Annotated in this window: 15 protein-coding genes; 3 read left to right on the top strand and 12 right to left on the bottom strand. The window is 36.4% G+C overall.

What is annotated here, in order from left to right:
* Positions 1-357 precede the first annotated feature (357 nt).
* Positions 358-3,099 carry a DNA mismatch repair protein MutS gene (gene mutS / locus VKJ25_RS05825; RefSeq protein ID WP_324235682.1) on the bottom strand — a complete coding sequence of 914 codons (2,742 nt, stop codon included), beginning with the start codon at positions 3,097-3,099 and terminating at the stop codon, positions 358-360.
* 378 nt (positions 3,100-3,477) lie between these two features.
* Between mutS and VKJ25_RS05820 the strand changes: the two genes are divergently transcribed.
* Positions 3,478-4,326 carry a class I SAM-dependent methyltransferase gene (locus VKJ25_RS05820; protein WP_324235681.1) on the top strand — a complete coding sequence of 283 codons (849 nt, stop codon included), beginning with the start codon at positions 3,478-3,480 and terminating at the stop codon, positions 4,324-4,326.
* Between the two features lie 222 nt (positions 4,327-4,548).
* On the opposite strand, the gene VKJ25_RS05815 is transcribed toward VKJ25_RS05820, so the two are convergent.
* The 4 genes from VKJ25_RS05815 to VKJ25_RS05800 all read right to left on the bottom strand — a co-directional run bounded on the left by VKJ25_RS05815 (position 4,549) and on the right by VKJ25_RS05800 (position 7,828).
* Complete coding sequence (locus VKJ25_RS05815; RefSeq protein ID WP_324235680.1) at positions 4,549-4,752, bottom strand: phycobilisome linker polypeptide; 204 nt, start codon at positions 4,750-4,752, stop codon at positions 4,549-4,551.
* A gap of 470 nt (positions 4,753-5,222) precedes the next feature.
* Positions 5,223-5,708, bottom strand: a complete 486-nt coding sequence (gene apcB, locus VKJ25_RS05810; RefSeq protein ID WP_324235679.1) for an allophycocyanin subunit beta — start codon at positions 5,706-5,708, stop codon at positions 5,223-5,225.
* A 171-nt stretch (positions 5,709-5,879) separates the two neighbouring features.
* On the bottom strand, positions 5,880-6,365 hold the full coding sequence (locus tag VKJ25_RS05805; RefSeq protein ID WP_324235678.1) for an allophycocyanin subunit alpha: 486 nt from the start codon (positions 6,363-6,365) through the stop codon (positions 5,880-5,882).
* 449 nt (positions 6,366-6,814) lie between these two features.
* Positions 6,815-7,828, bottom strand: a complete 1,014-nt coding sequence (locus tag VKJ25_RS05800) for a phosphoribulokinase (protein ID WP_324235683.1) — start codon at positions 7,826-7,828, stop codon at positions 6,815-6,817.
* A gap of 856 nt (positions 7,829-8,684) precedes the next feature.
* On the opposite strand from VKJ25_RS05800, the gene petH reads away from it, so the two are divergent.
* Positions 8,685-9,869: a bifunctional rod-capping linker CpcD/ferredoxin--NADP reductase PetH gene (gene petH, locus VKJ25_RS05795; protein WP_324235677.1), complete on the top strand. Its 1,185-nt coding sequence runs from the start codon at positions 8,685-8,687 to the stop codon at positions 9,867-9,869.
* 494 nt (positions 9,870-10,363) lie between these two features.
* Here petH and VKJ25_RS05790 read toward each other — a convergent pair whose 3' ends face one another.
* The 4 genes from VKJ25_RS05790 to VKJ25_RS05775 form a co-directional block, all read right to left on the bottom strand.
* Positions 10,364-10,699 (bottom strand): XisI protein, encoded by a 336-nt coding sequence (locus tag VKJ25_RS05790; protein WP_324235676.1) that lies wholly within the window; start codon positions 10,697-10,699, stop codon positions 10,364-10,366.
* The gene (locus VKJ25_RS05785; protein WP_324235675.1) at positions 10,687-11,103 is read right to left on the bottom strand and encodes a XisH family protein; all 417 of its coding nucleotides are present in this window, start codon (positions 11,101-11,103) and stop codon (positions 10,687-10,689) included. The genes VKJ25_RS05790 and VKJ25_RS05785 overlap by 13 nt, the downstream gene beginning before the upstream one ends.
* A gap of 128 nt (positions 11,104-11,231) precedes the next feature.
* Complete coding sequence (locus VKJ25_RS05780; RefSeq protein ID WP_324235674.1) at positions 11,232-13,478, bottom strand: CHASE2 domain-containing protein; 2,247 nt, start codon at positions 13,476-13,478, stop codon at positions 11,232-11,234.
* Positions 13,479-13,815: 337 nt separating this feature from the next.
* Positions 13,816-14,559, bottom strand: coding sequence for a DUF928 domain-containing protein (locus VKJ25_RS05775; RefSeq protein ID WP_324235673.1), 744 nt, complete (start codon positions 14,557-14,559; stop codon positions 13,816-13,818).
* 277 nt (positions 14,560-14,836) lie between these two features.
* Between VKJ25_RS05775 and VKJ25_RS05770 the strand changes: the two genes are divergently transcribed.
* Positions 14,837-15,334: a 2TM domain-containing protein gene (locus VKJ25_RS05770; RefSeq protein ID WP_324235672.1), complete on the top strand. Its 498-nt coding sequence runs from the start codon at positions 14,837-14,839 to the stop codon at positions 15,332-15,334.
* 1,140 nt (positions 15,335-16,474) lie between these two features.
* On the opposite strand, the gene VKJ25_RS05765 is transcribed toward VKJ25_RS05770, so the two are convergent.
* The 3 genes from VKJ25_RS05765 to VKJ25_RS05755 all read right to left on the bottom strand — a co-directional run.
* Complete coding sequence (locus tag VKJ25_RS05765; protein ID WP_324235671.1) at positions 16,475-17,401, bottom strand: glycosyltransferase family 2 protein; 927 nt, start codon at positions 17,399-17,401, stop codon at positions 16,475-16,477.
* 471 nt (positions 17,402-17,872) lie between these two features.
* The gene (gene mraY, locus VKJ25_RS05760) at positions 17,873-18,961 is read right to left on the bottom strand and encodes a phospho-N-acetylmuramoyl-pentapeptide-transferase (RefSeq protein ID WP_324235670.1); all 1,089 of its coding nucleotides are present in this window, start codon (positions 18,959-18,961) and stop codon (positions 17,873-17,875) included.
* 107 nt (positions 18,962-19,068) lie between these two features.
* A partial coding sequence (locus tag VKJ25_RS05755) for a DUF3134 domain-containing protein (RefSeq protein WP_324235669.1) occupies positions 19,069-19,632 on the bottom strand: 564 nt, incomplete at its 5' end.

Here is a 19,632-nt window from a genome sequence, read left to right as displayed (position 1 = left end):
TTTATTAACTCCAACTTACCCAGAAATTTCTCAAGTGTTAATAGGTGAAAAAACCTAACCCCCCAACCCCCTTCCCTGCGAGGGAAGGGGGGGAAAGATTCTCCCCTCTCCTTGCAGGAGAGGGGTTGGGGGAGAGGTCTTTATTAACTCCAACTTACCCAGAAATTTCTCAAGTGTTAATAGGTGAAAAAACCTAACCCCCCAACCCCCTTCCCTGCGAGGGAAGGGGGGGAAAGATTCTCCCCTCTCCTTGCAGGAGAGGGGTCGGGGGAGAGGTCTTCATTAACTTCAACTTACCCATAATTTTCTCAACTGTTAATCCGTATATCCGTGCCATAACCCCTGCGAGCTATTCCCTCACAATAAACTATCCCCAAACTCCTCACTAAAAATATCTAACTGCTCCAAAGTTATCACCTCCTCTTTCACCTCTTCTTTCACCTCCTCTACCACCTCTTCCTCCTCCTTTTTCTCAACACCCTTCCTTAAACCAAGAGCTATCTTACTATGCTTCTCAATCTCCCCCATTACCTGTCTCGCTCGCGCAATAACCGAATCCGGCAAACCCGCTAACCTCCCCGCTTCAATACCATAAGACTTATCCGCTCCCCCTGGTTGTACTTGATGCAAAAAAACAATCTTATCCGGCAACTCCTTCACCGTTACCTGATAATTTGCCACATTATCCAAAATCGAAGAAAGTTCATTTAACTCGTGATAATGAGTAGCAAAAATTGTCCGAGATTTTATTTCCGTTGCCAAATACTCCGCCACAGACCAAGCAATAGAAATTCCATCAAAAGTTGCCGTTCCTCTACCAATTTCATCCAACAAAACTAAAGACTTTTCCGTAGCATGATTCAATATATTTGCCGTCTCATTCATCTCCACCATAAAAGTAGATTGACCAGTTGCTAAATCATCCACAGCTCCTACACGAGTAAATATCCGATCACTCACCCCTAAAACAGCAGAACTCGCCGGAACAAAACTCCCAGTTTGTGCCATTAATTGAATCAATCCTACCTGCCGTAAATAACAACTTTTTCCACTAGCATTCGGACCAGTTAATATTATTAAATCCGGTGCAGAATGAGCATTAATTCCCCCATCATTTTCCTCTAAATTTCCACTTCCTAAAATAGTAGTATTCGGCACAAAAAAACCAGCAGGTAAATACTTCTCTACCACCGGATGCCTACCCTCAATAATTTTCAATTCTCTACTATCAACCATCGCCGGACGAACATAATTTTGATAAATTGCCACCTCTGCCAAACCAGCCAAAACATCAATAGCAGCTACTGCTCTAGAAATATTTCTAATCTCCTCAGCGTATTCTCCAACCTCATTTCTCAAAGCAACAAAAATATCATATTCCAACTGATTCAAATCATCCCGCGCCGTTAAAATTCTCACCTCTCTTTCCTTTAATTCCTCAGTAATATAACGCTCCTCATTCGTCAAAGTTTGCTTCCGAGTATAATCATCCGGAGCCAAATTTGCCTTCGATTTAGAAATACTAATATAATAACCAAAAGCCTTATTATAACCAACCTTTAAATTAGCAATTCCCGTTCTTTCTCTCTCCGTAACTTCCAAATTAGCAATCCATTTTTGGTCCTCTTCAGCTAACTCCTTCATTTCATCTAATTGAACATTTACACCAGCACGAATCAACCCACCTTCCTTTAAATGTTGAGGAGGAGATTCAACTAAAAAACTATGAATTTTATCCCCCAACTTTGGTAAAATAGGAGGTAGACTTTGCAATACTTTTAAATAAGGAGAATTACCCTCAGATGCTAAAGTAGAAAGTTTCGGAAGTTTCGTCAAAGAATCAGCTAAAAAAACTAAATCTCTAGCATTAGCAGTACCAGCACCAGTCCGCCCCGTCAAACGTTCCAAATCATAAATTTGTCGCAATATTCTTTGGATATCTTGACGCAAATCATTATTACTGATTAATTCATCAATAGTATCATGTCTAGCACGAATACCCTTTAAACTCAAAAGTGGTTGCAACAACCACCGTCGCAAAGCACGACCCCCCATCGCAGTGCTAGTCTTATCGATCGCCGATAACAACGAACCATGATAACTACCATCTCTCACCGTTTGCGTAATTTCCAAATTCCGGCGAGTCTGGTGATCGAGAATCAAAAAATCTGCCAAAGTATAACTACGCAAACGTTGCAGAGGAACTTGATTTTCCTTTTGAGTTTCCTCCAAATATTCCAACAACCCCCCCGCTGCTCGCACCCCCAGAGGAATATGTTCACAACCAATACCTTCCAGAGATGTCAGTTGAAATTTTAGTAAAAGTCTTTCCTTTGCTTCCCCCAAAGTAAAAGGTTGTTGCGGACGCAGGGAATAACAAAAAGAATTAGGCAAAAATTCTGGCAAATGTTCTGACTTTTCCCCAGGTCGTAACATGCAACCAATATCCGGTGCGTTAGTAGGAAATAATACTTCCGACGGTTGCAAACGCATTAACTCTTGAGTAAGTAAGTCGAAACCTTGGGTTTGCGTAGTCAGAAACTCCCCCGTAGAAATATCAGTGTAAGCAAGACCCCAATAATTTTTGGCAACCACTACTGCTGCCAAATAATTATTGTAGCGAGGTTTCAACATTCCGTCGTCAGTCAAAGTACCCGGTGTGAGAATACGAGTAATTTCCCGCTTCACTTGACGGTTTTCTTTAGCAGCAATAGCAGAATCTTCTACTTGATCGCAAACTACCACTGGATAACCTTTTTCAACCAACATCGCTGCATATCTTTCCACCGCATGATGAGGTACTCCAGTCATCGGCACTCTACCAACTTCCTTACCAGCGTGTTTACTCGTTTGCACTAATTCTAATTCTTGAGCGATCGTGACAGCATCCTGAAAAAAACATTCAAAAAAATCACCTACTCGAAACAGCAAAAGAGCGTGGGGATATTGATGTTTAACTTCTACATAACGCTGCATCATTTCTGACAGTTTGCTAATCTCAATTTGACTGTAATCTTCATTAGCAGAGTGTGAATTTTCAGCTTTATTTTGTTTAGCTTTTAATGATTTTTTAGTAGATGTAGACGCGGAATATTTCATAGAGATTTAATCGTTTATAGTGCAAATTATAGATAATAAAAATATTCTAAATTTTTTTTAGAAATTTAACTAATAAAAGTTTTAATTATTAGAGATAAGGTAATTATCTTCTAACATAGAGTTTGAAAAAATGCAACTTACATATTACGGCACTTTTGAGGATTAATTTCTATCTAGTGTAACACAGCCTTCCAGGCTGTTACAAGCAGGATGCTTGTGTTACAGTAACACAGCCTTCTCGGCTGTTACAAGCAGGATGCTTGTGTTACAAATATTTACTATTCATTATCTATTAATGAAGATATAAGTCTATAGACTCATGTTCTTATCTTCCTCCTTCTTCCTTCCTCCTTCTTCCTTCCTCCTTCTTCCTTAAATATGAAACTAAAACTAGATCCATACAAACAAAAATTAGCTGAAGTTTATGACAACGATCGCAGCCAAAATTACGACCAAAATCAATGGCTTCCGCAAATTACCCATCGTTTAGTTGAATCTGTAGAAATTAAACCAGGAAATCAAGTTTTAGATATTGCCACTGGAACAGGTCATGTCGCTATTGAAGTTGCTCAATTATTAGGTAATTCTGGTTTAGTTGTGGGGGTAGATATTTCTACTAAAATGATTGAAAAAGCTAGAGAAAAAGCTACAGCATTAAAACTCAAAAATATTGAATTTCAGTTAGCAGATGGAGAAAATATAAACTTTCCAGATAACAGTTTCGATCTGATCTTGTGTGCTAATGCTTTTCCCCTAATGATAAATAAAGAAGCTACTTTACGTTTGTGGTCAAAATTTCTCAAACCTGGAGGTTTCATCGGTCTTCATAGTATAGCTGAAACAGGTTTTACAAATATAATTGTTTTGAAAAAAATTTTGGAAAATCATGGCATAAATATTGATTTTTTCCAATTATCAAATACAGTCAATACCATTGAAAAATACGATAATTTATTGAGACAGGCAAACTTAGAAGTAATTTTTGTTAAAACAGAAACTCATGGTAGTTATCGCAGTTTAGAAGAGGCGAAAAAAAAGTGGAATTTAGTTTATTATCCTTCTCCAGTAAATAATAATCCTCATCCATTTACAAAACTTTCTACAGAAAAAATAGAACAAATGAAAGCTGAATTTGAACTAGAATTAGAAAAGTTCACTACACCAGAAGGAATTTGGAATAATGGTACTACTTTTTTAGTATTAGGTCGCAAATCAGTTAGTCAATAACTCAAACAGGACTTACGCAGAAACTGGATTTATCAACAAAATCTCCTGGTTTAAACTGAACCCAGAAACCCGGTTTCTACGCTCGTACCGGGTTTCTTTGCGTAAGTCCTATAAAATTAGCTGGTCAGCATTCAGTCCTCAGATTCCCTACTCCCTAAAAAACATATAAAAAAAGAGGCCAATAAGACCTCTATCGAATGACTATGTTTGAAAATTCTAATTTTATAATAACCCAGTATTTACACCTTGCTTACCAGTAGCCAACTCTACCTTAACAATCTTACCACCCATTTTCATAATTCTTTGCTGTTCCCGGAACCAGCTATCATAAGGAACAAGCTTAGTAAAGAAAGTATTTTGTAATTCTCGTTGAGTACGAATCCGAGTTTGACTAGGAACGCAAGCAGTAATCTTAAACATTCTCATGTTACAAATTTCTCCTAAATATTGATGAGGATTTTACTGAAGTGCTTTGTAAAAAATTTAAACCAAACAGTTGAATTTAATTATTAAGCAATTTTGGTAGTGTTATAAAAGTTGTTATATTCACAGAATCAAGTTAACTAAAAAAGCAAAGAGTATTATAGTGAAACCCAACATTTGAAAGTTTCCCCTCTTCCCTGTTCCCAGTTAAGTCTTCCCTGTTCCCTACCGTAACTTAAAATCTAAATTATTTAATTGCGCGATCGCTTTAGTTTCAAATCTCAAATTAAAAAATTTCTAAGGCCGGGAGCCGTAGAATCAATGCTAGTTCACTAAAACTTATCAATTAAATTTATTCAATAAGCCCTTGGTAATCTAACACTCACTCTCGGTTTCCCTGGCCTCGAAATACAAAATCAGTTCAAACAAAAGAGAAAACTTACTCTTTTATTCTCTTGTTACTGATTGCCAAATTAGCTTAAACCGGAGCAGATGTAGTCGAAGTAAACACCCATTTCCTTACCAGCATCAGGGCCAACTAAACCAGCAGTAACTTCCTTCATTGCTTGGATAGCTTGTACAGTTGCACCGATAGGTACACCTAAAGAATTGTAAGTTTCTTTCAAACCATTTAATACGCGCTCATCTAAGATAGAAGCATCGCCTGCTAACATTGCATAGGTAGCATAACGGAGATAATAATCTAAGTCGCGGATGCAAGCAGCATAACGACGAGTAGTGTACATATTACCACCAGGACGAGTAATATCAGAATAAAGTAGAGCCTTAGCTACAGCTTCTTTAACAATAGTTGCAGCATTAGCACTAATAGCAGTTGCAGCTCCAACTCTTAGTTCACCTGTAGCAAAGTAAGCACTGAGTTTGTCTAGAGCGCTAGCATCAAGGTATTTACCTTGAACGTCAGAAGAATTGATTACGGCAGTAATTGCGTCTTGCATTTTTGATTGATTTCCTTAAAAATTGCTGAATCTTGAAAATTATTGGATAAGTAAAGGCAATAGCTTTAGATGTTAAATCATAGATTTAAACTTGATATTTGACAAAGTTCTAAATTATTAAAACCTTCTAGTCTCATCAAATTTTATCTAACACCCAAAAAATATTTAGCCTTAACCCATAACACCGATAACATAGTCAAAGTAAGTAGCAGCTTCGGCAGCATCTTCACCAGTTAAAAGACTAGCAGCTACATTCTTCATGCAACGAACACCTTCAGCTACAGCTTCAATAGGAGTTCCTAAAGACTTGTACATTTCACGAACACCTACAAGTCCAATCTCCTCAATAGGAGTAACATCACCAGCTACGATACCGTAAGAAATTAGACGTAAATAATAATCAAGGTCGCGTAAGCAAGTAGCAGTCATTTCTTCACCGTAAGCATTACCACCTGGAGAAACAACATCAGGACGCTTTTGGAATAGTTGATTACCAGCTTCCTTAATGATTCGCTCGCGAGATTCACTCATAATTTGAGCAATCTTCACACGACGCGCTCCAGTAGTAACAAAAGATTTGATTCGGTCTAATTCACCGGGACTCAAATAACGAGCCTCAGCATCTGCATTAACAATTGATTTAGTAACAATACTCATGTTTGATTCCCACAGAGTTAAGGTAAAAGGTTGTTTGACATATTCCCAACGTTGTCCATAGTGAACAACATCAGATTCTTCGACTCAATATATTATATTGAAATCGTTTTTCACACAGAGGTCATGTCGTCCCCCTGTATTTTTTTTATTATGGCTTTCATTCTGACATTCTTTTTTGACAAAAGAAAAGAATGTAGAATTTCTGACCGGACTTTAAAAAATGAGTTAGTGATAGAAAGGACTTATGCCTTCTAACATAACTACCTCTTGCAAGTATTTTGAGGCATTTTGTTCACTTTCTCATTATTTCCTTAATAGTTTGTAATATTTCGAGAGAAATTTCTACTTTTTCTGGCCCAAAGTTCTCAAAAATCCTCAAAAATGACAAACAATTAAGGGGCAAATGGCCATTCACCCCTATTGACTTGAGAAAATTTGCCCCTTAATAATTAGGAAACTGCTGCTGCTACTTTTCCATCTACATTTGTAGAAGTCAAACGCTCATAAGTGGCACGCATTTTCAGACCGACTAAAACTTGGAACAATCCACTACCATTATTAGAACCTGGATAATCTTGGTGGTTCATCATTGCATGGGTCATTTCACCATAGTATTTAGTAGAAGTATTGCTGAGATGTCCTTCAACGTAAATCATTTCTTCGAGGTTATCAAAGTTACCATCTACTTCTAATATGGAAACTTCATTGCCATAATATGCGTCTGGGCCATAATACATCTTAATTCCTGGATAAGAACAAGTGAGTTTACGTCCACAAGGAATCCAGTTAATAGTAGACCCTTCGTCAAATAGATAAACTGGCTCAAAACCTTCAACACCTTCACGTTGAATCAAGCGAACCCTTAGAACCTTATGTTCTTTGTCATCAGGAATTAGTTGAGTAGGCAAAATTTGAATTACCACATCTGCATGAGCCTTTTGTGGGTCAATATAGGCTTCAAAATCTGGACGACGGGCATTAATAGAAGCAAGTACATCCTCATAACGGTGGCCTCTTTCTGCCATATCGCGCTTGATTTTCCAAGCAATTTTAACTTCGTCACTAATATCTAGATAGACGCTAAAATCAAGTAATTCTCGTACACGCTCGTCATATAGAGGATGAAGGCCCTCAATCACAATAATATGATTAGGGTGAATTTTTTCTGGTGGGTCAATTTCCCCAGTTTCGTGGTTATAAATTGGCTTATCAATAGATTCACCTTCCTTGAGAGCTTTAATTTGCTCATACATGAGGTCAAAATTATTGGCCCTGGGGTCGAGAGCAGTAATTCCTGTTGCTTTACGTTGCTTACGGTCTAGACTATGGTAGTCGTCCAGGCAGATAACTGTAACGAAATCTTCTCCAAATACATCTGTAATTCGGCGCAAAAAAGTAGATTTTCCGCATCCAGAATCTCCAGCAACTCCAATTAATACTACTTTATCTGGTTTTTTCACAATAGGTTTCCTCTAATACAAAACTAAAGTTGACTGACCCTATCCCATAGTTTTTTTTGGGTAAGTCTAGCTTCTTAGTAAGTCCAGGACAAATTCCTCAGCATATCTCGAGTCTTTTAAGTTTTCTCACTCTTAAACCCAGACTATATCTATAATTTAAAAATCAATTTCAGCCACTTTTGCCAACACATCTCTATAAATCAGAGAATTAAGGCTTTCTAGGGAAGTTAGCTAAATCAATAGATAAGTCTCACAAATTTGGTCCAAATAAAACGAGTTGGCTGGAGAGGATTGATTTGCTACATTATAATAATGTGGGAACAACCTCTTCACCTTGGAGTCTTGGACAAACCTTGAAGCTATTGACTCTAAGTCTTTATTACTAACTTTTGTAAAATATCATATCAGAGTGGGATATTCCCTACAAGGATCAAAGAAAATAAAAGCTTCATCTATATATATTGATTGTGTAAAAATAAAGTCTTTTTGCCCTTGGCAGGGAGTAGGGAGTAGGGAGTAGTGAAGAATCAAGAATAATAGGGAGTTATAGAGAAGGTACTCAGAAAAATTATCCTTTGCCCAAATCTTACCGAAATACTTCACTCTTTGAGCATTTGGGACTCAAAATCAGGTACTTTTTTCGGCATAAAAAGGCTAAAACCTCTATTTATCAACGCTTTTAGGTTTTATCAACAAACCCTAATTAACATACTAAGCGTATTAATACTGAATAGCTCAACTCAAGAGGGAAAAAATAATTCTGTATTGGCCAATAGTAAAAATCATTTAAAGAAATACTTAAATGCCGACGAGACAGTATACTCTATCTAATATGTAGAAGCAAACAATAAGAACTAAGATGGGATTTGGTGTAAAAACAAACACAGAATACGGTAGTCGTACTTTTGTTTATGAAGTAAAAGGTCTATGTCAGACTGAAGCTACTGACAAGTTAAATAACCCTATCCGTAACAGTGGGACTGTTTATATTACAGTACCTTATACTAGCATGAATCAAGAAATGCGAAGAATTTCACGGATGGGAGGCAAAATTATCAGCATCAAAACTTTGGGTGAACATCCTGAAGCTCAAGCTGAAACAACTAACACAGGAGAACAAACTAAATCCATGACTCAGGCTAAACCTCATATAGATAAGAAGGATGTTCCTGTCAATACTTATCGCCCTAAAAATCCTTTCATGGGTAAGTGTCTCTCTAATGAAGAATTGGTGCGTGAGGGTGGTGATGGTACAGTCCGTCACTTAAAATTTGACCTTTCTGGTAGCGATCTAAAGTATTTAGAAGGTCAAAGTATTGGTATTATTCCACCAGGAACAGATGCTAAGGGTAAACCTCATAAGTTAAGACTTTATTCTATCGCTTCTACTCGCCACGGTGACGATCTGAACGATCAAACAGTGTCTTTGTGTGTACGTCGTTTAGAATATAATCACCCAGAAACAGGTGAGAGAATTTATGGTGTATGTTCTTCTTATTTATGTGCTTTGGAAGAAGGTGCTGATGTAGCTATTACTGGTCCTGTAGGTAAGGAAATGTTGTTACCTAATGATGAAGATGCAACTATTATTATGATTGCTACAGGTACTGGAATTGCTCCTTTCCGTGCTTTCATCTGGCGGATGTTTAAGGAAAGAGAACAAAATCCTGATTATCAATTCAAAGGTTTAGCTTGGCTATTCTTCGGTTGTCCTTATACTCCTAATATTCTTTACTATGAAGAGTTAGAAGAGTTGCAACGTCAATTCCCTGACAACTTCCGTGTAACTTATGCGATTAGTCGGGAACAAAAGAATAAAGACGGTGGCAAAATGTATATTCAGCATAGAATTCAAGAAGAAGCTGAAGAGTTGTGGAAAGAGATTCAAAAGCCAAGTACTCACACTTACATTTGTGGTTTAAAAGGTATGGAAGGTGGCATTGATGAAGGAATGTCTGCTGTTACCAGTCAGTTTGATGTTAATTGGGATGAGTATCGGAAGCAGTTGAAGAAGGAAGATCGTTGGCACGTTGAAACTTATTAATACTTTGGTATTTATCAATACATCAAAAGTATGATAAAATTATGGCTTACCCAGAAACTGGGTTTATCAACTAAACTTGGCCGTTTGCCAGACAATAATTAGGTCAATAAATCCGGAATAGGTTGTAAGATTATTATCGTAGGGGTTTAGTTTCCGAACCAAGCAAAAAATTGGATTGGGAAACCAAACCCCTACTGTTTTTTTTGACAAATTATTTACAGCGCTTTTCACTCTCGATGAACCACTGGAGCCATAACCAACATTGCAGCTAAAATTGTGTAGGAAATCAGGCTTTGTAGGGGCGGGTTTCATAAGTTAGTTAACGAGTCTTCACCGATAAGTTGGGTAAACCCGCCCCCCAGAGGAATAGGGATTTGTAGAACTGTTGGGTTTCCTGCCTCAACCCAACCTACAAACTTCTTTATTCTTCACGACTTCATAAATTCTACTGTTGGGTTTCCTGCCTCAACCCAACCTACAAACTTCTTTTTTATTTACGACACAGCAAAACCTGAATATTGTCGTTTGTAAGGTGCAAGAAAAGCTAGAATAATATCTGATTTTGGTACTCCTAAATCTAATAATTCATTAGCAATACCAATTTCTGTACCATCATGTTGTATCCAGATTTTTTCATTTTTAATATCTATTTGCAATACACAACCCCGTACTCGTCTATTGCCATGCCAACCTACATTTAGAAGTTGATAATGGTCTCTTTCTTCATCAAAAACAACTTGTACTTCGATATCTCCATAAGATGGTTTATATTGACTATATTCATTAATAATATTTTTGATATAATTCCTATATTTGATTAATTTTTCCATTGCACAATTACCTCATTTACAGGATTATATACAATTAATTTTATCTGATTTTCTGTAACTGCTACTTGAGTAAATACAAGGGTAAAAAAAGCTTCATAAGTATCTTCAGAAACAGCTAAATACAGAACTCTTTCCGGTTCAATTCTTTTTAATATCATTCGGTAGTTAATAAATTGCCCCAAAGCATTATGAAACTCTGAAATTAGAGATCGTCGAATAAAACTTTTAATTTCAACAGCAATTTTTCTTCCATCTTTTTCAGCGCCAACAATTCTTTCAGCTCCTAAATCGACATACAAATCAACTCCACCAAATTCTAAGTAAAGAGGATCGTTAGTGATAGTCCAATTTTCTTTAATTAAAGCATTTTTGACAGCATCATGGAAAATATCTTTAGCAGGCATAATTTATTACAATCTTATTGATTTTTCGGCTCTGGAAATACACACTATAGCAGAAGGCAGAAGGCAGAAGGCAGAAGGAAAAATCAGGCTTTGTCTATGTTTTAGGCTTTTGATACGTCCTAACTGCCTTAAGGGTTGCTATTACTTTGCAATGACTTATACAAAGATTCTAACTTGGCCGCAACATCTGGCGGTTTAGCTGTAAATTTAATATAAAAATTACCATTTTCTCCTTTTTTCTCTAAAACTTTACCATAAACATCTTCACTTTCTTTTCCATCCCACAACAAATTTAATTTAATATTCATCAAAGCTCCTGGTATATCTTCCTCCCCTTTTTCACCATGAATTTCTGCCTCTTTTGCTGATAGTTTGACTAAACTTCCATTCTGGACCAAATTACCAACATTTTTCCCATCTAAAACTATATAATGTAACAATATTTCTTCTTTTAGTGGTAAATATATTTCCTCTTCTTTCCTCAAAAATAAATTATATTTACCACGAATACCACCAACATCGTAAATAGTAATTTGCTTTTTAACTCCCTTTGGCATTACCTCTTTTTCACCATTAATTTCTATTATTGACCCTACCTCTTTTAAAGTCGTTCCCGATATTAAAATTTGCCCCCCAGTAGTATAAGATTCTATTCGATAAGTTAAATTTACTTGACTACCAACAACACCATATTTTGTCCGCTTCAAAGAACCAATATTACCAACAACAACCTCCCCTGTATTAATCCCAATTCCCATTTCTAAAGGTGGTAAACCCCACTCTTTCATTTGTTTATTTACAGGTGCCATTGCTAACTGCATATCAACTGCACAAGCAACTGCTCTGGTGGGATCGTTGTTTCTAGTAATAGGGGCACCAAATAAAACTAATATTCCATCTCCCATAAACTCATCAATTGTTCCCTGATGCTTAGTAATAACATCTGCCATATATCCCAAATAAAAGTTAAGAATTTTCACAACTTCTTCTGGTGGTAAACGTTCTGAGGTGGCAGTAAAACCTCTTAAATCAGAAGTTAAAATAGTTATTTTTCGACGCTCCCCTCCTAATTTTAATCCTTCGGGACTTTCTAATAAAGTAGCCACTACTTCATCAGTTAAATAACGACCGAAAGTTTGGCGAATATTTTGAGCAGTGCGAGCAATGTAAGCTGTAATCACAACTGCTGATGTTGTCATACCTAAAAACGCGGGAACAATAGGCAACCACCAACTCCACAAAAAAGCAATATAAGTGCTAGCAAGTAAAACTCCACCCGCAACAAACATAGCAACTACTTTCCAGATAGAAAAATAACTCACTCCACCAGTAGTTCGCCATCTCCAAGTTGTTGCTGCTCCTATTCCAGACCAAAATAAAATCCATATCCACTCTAATGGTTCCCCCCAACTCCTAATCATGGAACGACCATCAATAGCAGAGTTAATTAGTTGACTGATGAGGTTAGCATGAATTTCAACTCCACTCATCGGTTCCAATATTTTGGTTAAGGTACTACTGTAGGGAGTAGGGAATAAATCATTAAAACTTTCACTGACCGCACCAATCAAAATAATGCGATCGCGTCCCCAATCATTAGGCACTCTATCTTCAAGAATATCCATGAGGGAAACAGTTTCAAAATAGCGACTAGGACCCCGGTAGTTTAAAAAAATTTGATAACCACCTGCATCTGCGTGTACATATCCACCATCATTAGCTTCAAATGGTTCTAGTATAGTCTTCCCTAGTTGAAATTTGTCATCATCAATTTTCTCTAGACTAATATCAAAATTTTCTAAATATCGCACAACAATATGAGAAGCAAAACTCCAGACATTTTCCCCATTTTCCAGGGTGACAAATAAATAACCTCGTCGAACTCTTTCATCTGAGTCTACTTTTAAATCGTTAGAACCTGCCTGATTATTATTTTCTAAAGTTGGTGCTGCTTCTATCACATCTTTTTGTCTTTCTCCGACTACCTTTTTAATCCCAACTAAATTGGAGGTAGACTCAAAAACTTCTAATAGTTCCTGATGACCAGGTTCTACAGGTAAATCTCGATAAATATCTAAACCAATAACTTTCGGCTCCATTGCTTTCAATTTTTTCAGCAATTTAGCATAAATAGCATCGGGAAAAATTGGTTGTCCAATTGCTCTGACATCATCTTCATTAATACCGACAATAGCAATTCTATTGTCTGGATTTTCTAAGGGTCGCATTCGCATATAGACATCATAAGCTCCCCATTCCCAAAATTGTAGCAACCCCATAAAACGTATTAGGATTACCAAACCTGTAATGCTAGGTGCCGTAATCCAAACACCATACCATTGATTAAAAAAATAAGTCAATTTATTCCATAGCATCGGTTATTAACCACTTTCAAAAAAAAACAAGTAGACATCTCCAAAAAAGAGGGAACAGGGAAGAGGGAACAGAGGGTCATTTCAGTTATCAGTTATCAGTTAACCTCCGACTAAAGTCGGAGGCTTGAAATATTGAGTTAAAATTTTTTCATCCCCGAACAAGGGGAGGCTTTATACCTCTTTTTTTGATAATTAACAGCAGTAATTGATTATTTCTGGATAATAATTGATTATATTTTGATTTTTTGGAGATGTCTAATAGTTAATCCAACTTTACCATCAAGTCAAAGTTATACTGCTCTCAATCAATTTACTAGCTTATGACAGCTAATTCTATTTATTCTTCTTCTAGTTGACAGCAGGATGCAAATGGTTCAGAAGCAAGTTTTTGTAGTCCTACTGATGTCAATAATTCTTCCCATTCTCCAGGGTGACAATTTCGTAACTCAGCCAAAGTAGCTATTGTCTCATTCCAAATTCTGGCTTTTGCATATATTGCTGCTTGTTCTAAGGGAGTGGCATTTTTTAAGCTTTTTTCTAACTCTGGACTTATTTCTACCTTGGTGATAGTTCCCTCAACGTATCTGTTAGCACTGCTATCACCTGTATCACTATCGCAAATTACGGAAAATGACCAAGAATATTCTTGGTTTGTTTTCAGACTGACATTTTCTGGTAAACTCAGTTTCACAATACCAGAAGTGTTAGAAATATCTAAGTCTTTAGAATAGACACTTTCACCTGATTTATACTTTATTTCAAATTGTGCTGATTTGACTTGATGTTGAGGAAGATACACAAAAAATTTCGGATTACTAACAGTTGTGGTGCCAGCATTATCATCTCCTGGCATTAGAGCTGTCAAGTTGGTTATAACAGAAGCACAGTCTCCAGGACCACGACTACCTCCACCACTGGTTTGACCTGAAGGTTCTCTTGTCCCTGATTGCGGAAAGTTTACACTGATGAGCATTTCTGGGGTTAACTGTGCTTTTGCCAACTGCCACCCTGAAAAAGTTACTATTATTGGAGATATTGCTAAAGCTAAAAGTCCCCAAGACTTAAAATTTTGCCTATTCATAATCAATCACATCTCCCTTTAACTAGATGATTTAACTATATCCGCCATCTTAACATATCATTTAATTAGTGTCTTTGCATACTTTTAATTTAGAGTTTTACTTAAAACTATGAAAATGGTTTGTAGATTTATTTAGTAGACCCCTTTTAAGCTCACTTTTTCTGCTCTATCAACCAAAAAATCTGGTACTTTTTCAGTACCTAAAATTGTTCAAATCTTTATCTATAAATACTTTGATAAATAATTCAGCAAACCCTAATTATAATTGATAACTAAAATGACAAATCCAGAGAACAAAATTACCGTAACTTATGCTCAAGATGATGTTCAGCAAATTCTGCAACTTGCTTTAGCAAATCGCTCTGAAGCTGGCGAACTTACAAAAGCGCAAGTATTAGAAATTGCCCAGGAAATGGGTATTTCTCCTGAAGAATTATTAGCAGCAGAACAGAAATGGCTAGCTCAACGGAACGAGCTGGAAGAAAAACTTGTTTTTAATCAAGTTCGCCAAGAAAAGTTAAAGGAAAGTGCTATTAAATATGCCATTGTTAATTCATTTTTAGTGCTGCTTAATTTAGTTACTACTCATAGTCTTTCTTGGTCTTTACCAATTTTATTATTGTGGGGATTATGGTTAGCTTTGGATGCTTGGAAAACTTTTCAAGTTAAAGGAGAAGATTATGAAAAAGCTTTTCAAAGATGGCGTTTAAAGAAGCAGGTAGGGAAATCTATTGGCTTTTTGGCAGATAAAATTTTCAAGAATTTACAGTCTTAAATTAGTTATTAGCTATTCGTATTCAGCTATCAGCTTTTAAGTATAGAACCCCTAACCGGATATATAAAATTAGGTGGCGGAATAGGGAGATGGGGAGATAGAACTATCTTTATATTTATCGTTCTCCTGACTTTCCCTCTTGGGAAAGATTAGGGGTGGCTTAATACCTGACTTCTTTGCCAAAAATCCGCACCGTTTCCAAAGATACGGTTAGGGCTTCTAAATAGTAGAATTTGGTTACAGTTTCTAGAATAGTTATTAAAAGTAAAAAACTAGGAAAGATATTGGATAATTTTTATTTCTTAATATTTGAGATTTTATACCAATTCCCATGCTTTAATGCTATATTTGGGCAATACTTCAGTTATTAACTAAATTATCAAAAATCAAATTATTTTTTGCCAATTTTAGCTAAGTTAATGTGAATTTTTCTTGTTTTTACTTCTCCCTCTCTCCCTTACTCCCGTACGAAAGTTGCATAAAAAAAATGCTAACCTCCCTACCCTGCTCAATCAAATGTAGAAAACTTTTTGAGAAATGGTATTAGTTATTAGCTATTAGTATTCAGCTTTTCACTATAGGGGTTAAGAGACTATTCTTACTTCTACCTCCTCTATAACTCAGTAAGTTTCAGTTAAGGATTTTTTGGGCAGTTTTGTAGTCTGAAAAGCTGATAGAATGGTTCCATATCATTAAGAGTTTTCGTCTTAACTCAACCGTATTGCTCTATAACTCCTATTTCTCCTGACTTCCCCTCCTGGGAGGGGTTAGGGGTGGGTTAACTCCCTACTCCCTACTCCCTACCTTAAAAAAAGCGATCGCTTATCTAAACTAATTTAAGAAAGCGATCATACCAAATTTGCAATTAATTTTTTCAGGACTTACGCAGAAACTGTGTTTATCAACAACATCTTGTGGTTTGAACTGAACCCAGAAACCCGGTTTTTCGTAGAAACCGGGTTTCTTTGCGTACATCCCCATAATCAAAATCCAGTAGGGACGTTGCATAAGGGCGTCCCTACTGTGGTTCACCGAAATGAAAACTGCTGTAATGTGGTAAGAGCATTCAGGTATTAGCTGATTGCGAACAGCTAAATGCTTACCAAAATATTTTTATTAATTTGTATGTATATTTTTAAACTAAATTCTCTCAATCATTCGTGCTTCTGCTGATAATTTCGCTTCTTTTTGACCCCTAAATCTGGCTCTACCATTTAGCAAACTAATAGGAGTATTAAATAACTCTACTAATTCTGCTTTACCTGACATTAATTTGACCGTAGTTAAGGGTAATTCTTTCAATAACCACCTACTTAAACGATAAACATATTCTTTAGTTTTTAACTCTTTCATTAAATCAACACCGTGGAGTTCATGTAAATATTTATTCGACTTTCCATACCTATGCCATTGACTTTGTAAATCTTTCCAAGTTGAACGATGTCTATGTTTAACTATCGCTTTTTCGGCAAATTTAAACTGATAAGATGTTTCTCTTAAAATTCGCCAACAAATATCAGCATCTCCACCTGTTGTTAAGTAAGGACGAAATAATCCTACTTCTACAAATGCTTGTTTTCTAATAGCTACATTAGCAGTTTGACCATAAGGAAAAAATGGATGAGCTAAAGTATGTTTTTGGGAAAGAGTCTCTTGTTTATCGGCGTATTTTTCTAATATACTATTACCAGGTAAAGCCAGTATTTCTCCGACTACAATACCAACATTAGGGTCAATAAATGGCTGAATTAAATTTTCTAACCATTGGGGTTGAGGGCGACAGTCTCCATCAGTAAAAGCAAGTATTTCGCTATGAGCTACTCGAATACCAGCATTACGAGCAGCATAAGAACTTTGAATCTGATTTTCTGTCAGTGGGCGAATCATAATTTCCTTTGACTCTGCTGCTTTTTGAATAATAGAAATGCTACGATCGCTGCTCTTATTATCTACTAATAAATATTCTACTTCTTCGGTAGGATAGGTTTGCGCTTGCAGACATTCTATCAAGTCTGGTAAGTCTTTTTCACCATTATAAATTGGTATAATTACTGAAACTTTTGTCATTTTTCCAATTTAAGAAATTCGTAAATTTCAACGACTATTAAATATCTTCCATTATAAGTAGTCGTATCAAATTAATTTCTTAGTTAATAGAGGGAATAGGGAAAGGATAAAAGAGAATCAACAGAATATATAATTAATTTTGCTTATGCACTGAAAAAATCAAATCAATTATCGGAGATAAATCATCAATTAATTAATTATTTATTTCTCCCTATTCCTTATCAAAAAATTAGGTATGCGCCTCCCCTTTCAAGAAGATGAAAAAAAATTAAATTCAGCATCTCAAGCCTCTGGGTTTCCTGCGGAATGCTGCGCAAATAGCCAGAGGTATTGATAACTGAAATGACTTCCTTCTTTATTAGACATTTCCAAAAATGAAAAATCAAATCAATTCTTATCCATAAATTATCAATTTTTTCTTCCTGTTTCCACATATCTAGTGTTCCCTGTTCCCTCATTTGGAGGAGATGTCTATTGTAATAAGCACAACCCAGTCAAAATTGAAGTAACTAAATAAAAAGTTCCTACTACTTGAGTTTCTAACCAACCCGATAATTCCAAATGATGGTGAAAAGGAGCCATTTTAAATAACCGTTTCCCTACTCCATCAGTTCCTTTTGTTGCTTTGTAGTAACTTACTTGAGCAATAACAGAAAGAGTTTCAATTAAGAAAACTCCACTAATCAGAAAAAGCACCCAGAGAGAATTAGTTAATAAACCAACTGCTCCTAGACCACCACCCAAAGCTAAAGAACCTGTATCACCCATAAACACTTTAGCCGGATTACGATTATGAACCACAAAACCTAGACAACTACCACTCATACAAGCACAGAAAATCATTAGCTCTGGAGAAGTAGGGGCCAAATAAGCTCCTAATCCGAAAAAAGCGATCGCTCCTAACCCCCCCATTAACCCATCAACACCATCAGTAAGATTTGTCGCATTACTTTCAGCAACCAAAACAAAACCTGCCAAAGGCCAAAATAACAATCCCAAAGGTAGCTGTAGACCAAAAGGTAAAGCAATATTAGTAATAGTGCTAGGTTGACTCCATGCTAACCACCCACAGAATAAACTAGCAAAAGTAATCTGCAAGACCAGTTTCATTCTTGGGGATATTCCTTTATTTGACTTGCGTCGTAAAATTTGCCAATCATCTAACCAACCAATAAAACCATAAGCTAGGGTAAGTAAAGATACAGCTACTACATCTGGAGAAAATCTCGATAATACCAGAGCGATCGCTACTCCCACTGGTACAAAAAATATACCTCCCATAGTTGGAGTCCCTGCTTTTTTCAGATGAGCTTGAGGGCCATCCTCTCGGATTATTTGTCCAGCTTTTAAGTTTCTAAGTATAGGTATAGTCCAATATCCTAAGCTTACAGTTAATAAACCACAAATAATTAAGGGTAAACTCAGAGACTTGATAGCAAAAACCCTATTAGCCATACCATCTAAAATCAGGGCAAAGGAAATTAACCCTACACCCAAACCCAATAATAAGTTTTGTCCAGATAAGCTTATAGAATTCCTTAATGTCAATTTATTTTCCATAAAAAACTTCCTCCACACACACACTTTTTTCAAGTTTAAATTTAATAGATAAATTAGGAAAAATCAGCTAGTAACTGAAGTTTTTTTTCATTTATCAAAAATCTTTATTAACCTGACTCGTCTGCATTGTCATCCAATACATCATCATCATTAAAATTGTCATCTACAGCTATCAAATCTGAGATTTCTTCTTCCTCTTCTGTATATTTTTCTGATTCAACAGGATCTCTAGGTAACATTCTGCCTGATGATTCCAACCAATCAACTAATGATGAATCTCGTTCCGCAGAAATTACATCCGCAGGTTCATAGCGAGGTCTCATCAGCAGAGAGGGATTATAAAGTTTCACTGTTTGTGGTTGGGGTTGATTATTTCTACGGTTAGTAATTACTACTGCTTTTTCTACTGTTTTTCCTGCCATTTCTTCCACAATACTTGTGGATACTGTTGTTTGTGGAACTGTTTCCTGGACTACAGGTTGTGGAACTGCTGTTTCCTGGACTACAGGTTGTGGAACTGCTGTTTCCTGGACTACAGGTTGTGGAACTGTTTCCTGGACTACAGGTTGTGGAACTGCTGTTTCCTGGACTACAGGTTGTGGAACTGCTGTTTCCTGGACTACAGGTTGTGGAACTGCTGTTTCCTGGACTACAGGTTGTGGAACTGCTGT

The sequence above is a fragment of the Okeania sp. genome, assembly GCF_035285525.1.
GTDB lineage: Bacteria > Cyanobacteriota > Cyanobacteriia > Cyanobacteriales > Microcoleaceae > Trichodesmium.
Note: the sequence above shows the minus strand (reverse complement) of the source record. Positions and strands in the feature narration are given on the sequence as shown.